This window comes from Pseudorhodoplanes sp. (assembly GCF_035565855.1).
In the GTDB taxonomy this organism is placed as follows: Bacteria; Pseudomonadota; Alphaproteobacteria; order Rhizobiales; family Xanthobacteraceae; genus Pseudorhodoplanes.
The window spans coordinates 1-3,056 of sequence record NZ_DATMRX010000264.1; the positions used below are offsets into that span (position 1 = coordinate 1).

Sequence of the window (3,056 nt, forward strand, 5' to 3'; positions counted from 1 at the left end):
GAGAAGCCGAACGACTGAACGTGACGAAGCGGCGCTCGTGAGCGCTGCGATCAGTCCGGTCTTGCGCGGTGAAGGATTACTTGAGGGTTTTCAGCCACTCGTCGATCTGACGATCGGCGGTTTCGCGATCGATGCCGTAGCGCGCCTGGATGAAGCCATTCAGCGCCTCGCGGCGGCCGCGCGCCTCCGCGACTTCATTGTGCGTGAGCTTGCCCCAGCGCTCCTTGACCGCGCCCTTCATCCGTTTCCAGTTGCCGGACACCTTGTTCCAGGTCCAGGTCCGGAGACTCTCCTTGGCCGGCGCCGAGGTCGCGGGCGCGGCGGCGGGTGGCGTCTGCGCGACCGCGCCAGCTCCCGGAACCAGCAAACCAAGCAGCACAACCGCCAGTAATCGTGATTTTGCCATGAACGCCTCTCACCCTCCGAGCCTTCCGACCCAATATAGCCGGGTGAGGCGGTTTAAGGGATGGCGCAACCGCTTGACCGGGCCGGGAATAACACCTATACCACGCGCAATCTTCATGCTGAGTTTGACTATGTCGCGCAATTTTCTTTCGCCGCTCGTTATCGTAGGAAGGCGCGTCGCCGGGGGTGGCTAGAACCATCCTTTGCCGGGCGATGCGCCGTACCGAAGGGCCGTGAGGCCCTTTTTTCTTTCCAGACCGTGGCGAACAGCGAAATGCAGGTGGAGCAGAGATCATGACCAGGGAAATGACCGGCGCCGAAATGGTGATCGAGGCGCTCGCCGATCAAGGCGTGCAGCACATCTTCGGCTATCCGGGTGGCGCCGTGCTGCCGATTTACGACGCGCTGTTCCATCAGGAGAAGGTGCGGCATGTTCTCGTTCGCCACGAGCAGGGCGCCGTGCATATGGCCGAGGGCTATGCGCGCTCGACCGGCAAGGTCGGCTGCGTGCTGGTGACTTCGGGGCCTGGCGCGACCAATGCGGTGACCGGTCTTGCCGATGCGCTGATGGATTCGGTGCCGATCGTCTGCATCACCGGCCAGGTGCCGACCCATCTGATCGGCAATGACGCATTCCAGGAATGCGACACGGTCGGTATCACGCGCCCCTGCACCAAGCACAATTACCTGGTGAAGCGGATCGAGGATCTGCCGCGCGTCTTGCACGAGGCGTTCTATGTCGCGGCGAGCGGACGGCCGGGACCTGTGGTGGTCGACATCCCGAAGGATATTCAATTCGCCAAGGGCACCTATTCCGGGCCGCAGAACATCAAGCACAAGACCTATACGCCCAGGCTGAAAGGCGATCTCGACAAGATCAAGCAGGCCGTCGAGATGATGGCGAGGGCGAAGCGCCCGCTCTTCTATACCGGCGGCGGCGTGATCAATTCCGGCAAGGAGGCGAGCCACCTGTTGCGCGAGCTGGTGAAGCTGACCGGCTTTCCCATCACCTCGACGCTGATGGGGCTTGGTGCCTATCCCGCGGCCGATCCGCAATGGCTCGGCATGCTCGGCATGCACGGCACCTACGAAGCCAACATGGCGATGCACGATTGCGACCTGATGATCTGCATCGGCGCGCGCTTCGACGATCGCATCACCGGCCGGCTCGATGCCTTCGCGCCGTTCTCCAGGAAGATCCACATCGACATCGATCCGTCCTCGATCAACAAGAACGTCAAGGTCGATGTGCCGATCGTCGGCGATTGCGCGCATGTGCTTGAAGACATGACGCGGATGTGGCGCGCCTCGTCAGCGCAGCCGGACAAGAAGGCGATGGCGGAATGGTGGAAGCTGATCGACAAGTGGCGCAGCCGCAAGTCGCTGAGCTACCGGCCCTCGAACGACATCATCAAGCCGCAATACGCGATCGAACGGCTGTTCGCGCTGACCAAGGACCGCGATACCTACATCACGACCGAAGTCGGTCAGCACCAGATGTGGGCGGCGCAATTCTATCAGTTCCAGGAACCGAACCGCTGGATGACCTCCGGCGGGCTCGGCACGATGGGCTACGGCCTGCCGGCGGCGGTCGGTGTGCAGATGGCGCATCCGAAGTCGCTGGTCATCGACATCGCCGGCGAGGCCTCCGTGCAGATGACGATGCAGGAGCTGTCGACGGCGGTGCAGTACCGGCTGCCGATCAAGGTCTTCATCCTGAACAACCAGTATATGGGCATGGTGCGTCAGTGGCAGGAATTGCTGCACGGAAACCGCTATTCCGAAAGCTATTCGGAGGCACTGCCGGATTTCGTCAAGCTCGCCGACGCCATGCACGCCCACGGCATCCGCTGCCAGAGGCCAGGCGATCTGGATGACGCAATCATGGAAATGATCAATGTCGACAAGCCGGTGCTGTTCGATTGCGTTGTCGATCAGAAGGAAAACTGCTTCCCGATGATCCCGTCCGGCCGGGCGCATAACGAGATGATCCTCGGTGACGCGGCGGAGAGCCTCGACGAGGCAATCACCGAAGAAGGCAAGATGCTGGTGTAGCCCTTTCCCTCTCCCCTTGGGGGAGAGGGTGCTGAGCCGCGGAGCGGCGAAGCGGGTGAGGGGTGTGTCGAAATTACAAGGGACCGCCCCCGGCTCGCTTCGCTCGCCACCCTCTCCCCCGAAGGGAGAGGGGACAAAGAGCAAGGATCAACAATCGTGAACGCAAACGTACCATCCACTTCGCATTATCCCGCAGCGCCGGCTGCACAAGGAATCGAGCGGCATACATTGTCGGTGCTGGTCGATAACGAGCCCGGCGTTCTCGCCCGCGTTATCGGGCTGTTCTCGGGCCGCGGCTACAATATCGACTCGCTGACGGTGTCCGAGACCGAGCACCAGAAGCACTTGTCGCGCATCACCATCGTGACGAGCGGCACGCCGATGGTGATCGAGCAGATCAAGCATCAGCTCGAGCGCCTCGTGCCGGTGCATCGCGTCAACGACCTCACGGTCTCCGGCCCTTCGCTCGAGCGCGAACTCGCGATGGTGAAGGTGCGCGGCAAGGGCGATCATCGCGTCGAGGCGCTGCGTCTCGCCGATGCGTTCCGCGCCCGCGTGATCGACGCCACCACCGAGAGCTTCGTGTTCGAGATCAC

4 protein-coding genes are annotated in these 3,056 nt (G+C 62.3%); 3 read left to right on the forward strand and 1 reads right to left on the reverse strand.

Annotated elements, in window-relative coordinates; genetic code table 11:
- Nucleotides 1–76: 76 nt before the first annotated feature.
- A complete protein-coding gene (locus VN004_RS14755; protein ID WP_325611446.1) occupies nt 77–406 on the reverse strand; it encodes a CsbD family protein in 330 nt (109 codons plus the stop codon).
- A 60-nt stretch (nt 407–466) separates the two neighbouring features.
- Here VN004_RS14755 and VN004_RS14760 point away from each other — a divergent pair, with 60 nt between their 5' ends.
- From VN004_RS14760 to ilvN, 3 genes are all read left to right on the forward strand, one after another.
- Complete coding sequence (locus VN004_RS14760; protein WP_325611448.1) at nt 467–703, forward strand: hypothetical protein; 237 nt, start codon at nt 467–469, stop codon at nt 701–703.
- Nucleotides 700–2,460 (forward strand): acetolactate synthase 3 large subunit, encoded by a 1,761-nt coding sequence (locus VN004_RS14765; protein ID WP_325611450.1) that lies wholly within the window; start codon nt 700–702, stop codon nt 2,458–2,460. The genes VN004_RS14760 and VN004_RS14765 overlap by 4 nt, the downstream gene beginning before the upstream one ends.
- A 156-nt stretch (nt 2,461–2,616) precedes the next feature.
- Nucleotides 2,617–3,056: acetolactate synthase small subunit (ilvN, locus tag VN004_RS14770; protein WP_414710315.1), on the forward strand; the 440-nt coding region annotated here is incomplete at its 3' end.

What these genes read in the sequence shown, in the direction of transcription:
- VN004_RS14755 (WP_325611446.1), bottom strand. Translation starts at nt 406, where the DNA reads ATGGCAAAATCACGATTACTGGCGGTTGTGCTGCTTGGTTTGCTGGTT.
- VN004_RS14760 (WP_325611448.1), top strand. Translation starts at nt 467, where the DNA reads ATGGCGCAACCGCTTGACCGGGCCGGGAATAACACCTATACCACGCGC.
- VN004_RS14765 (WP_325611450.1), top strand. Translation starts at nt 700, where the DNA reads ATGACCAGGGAAATGACCGGCGCCGAAATGGTGATCGAGGCGCTCGCC.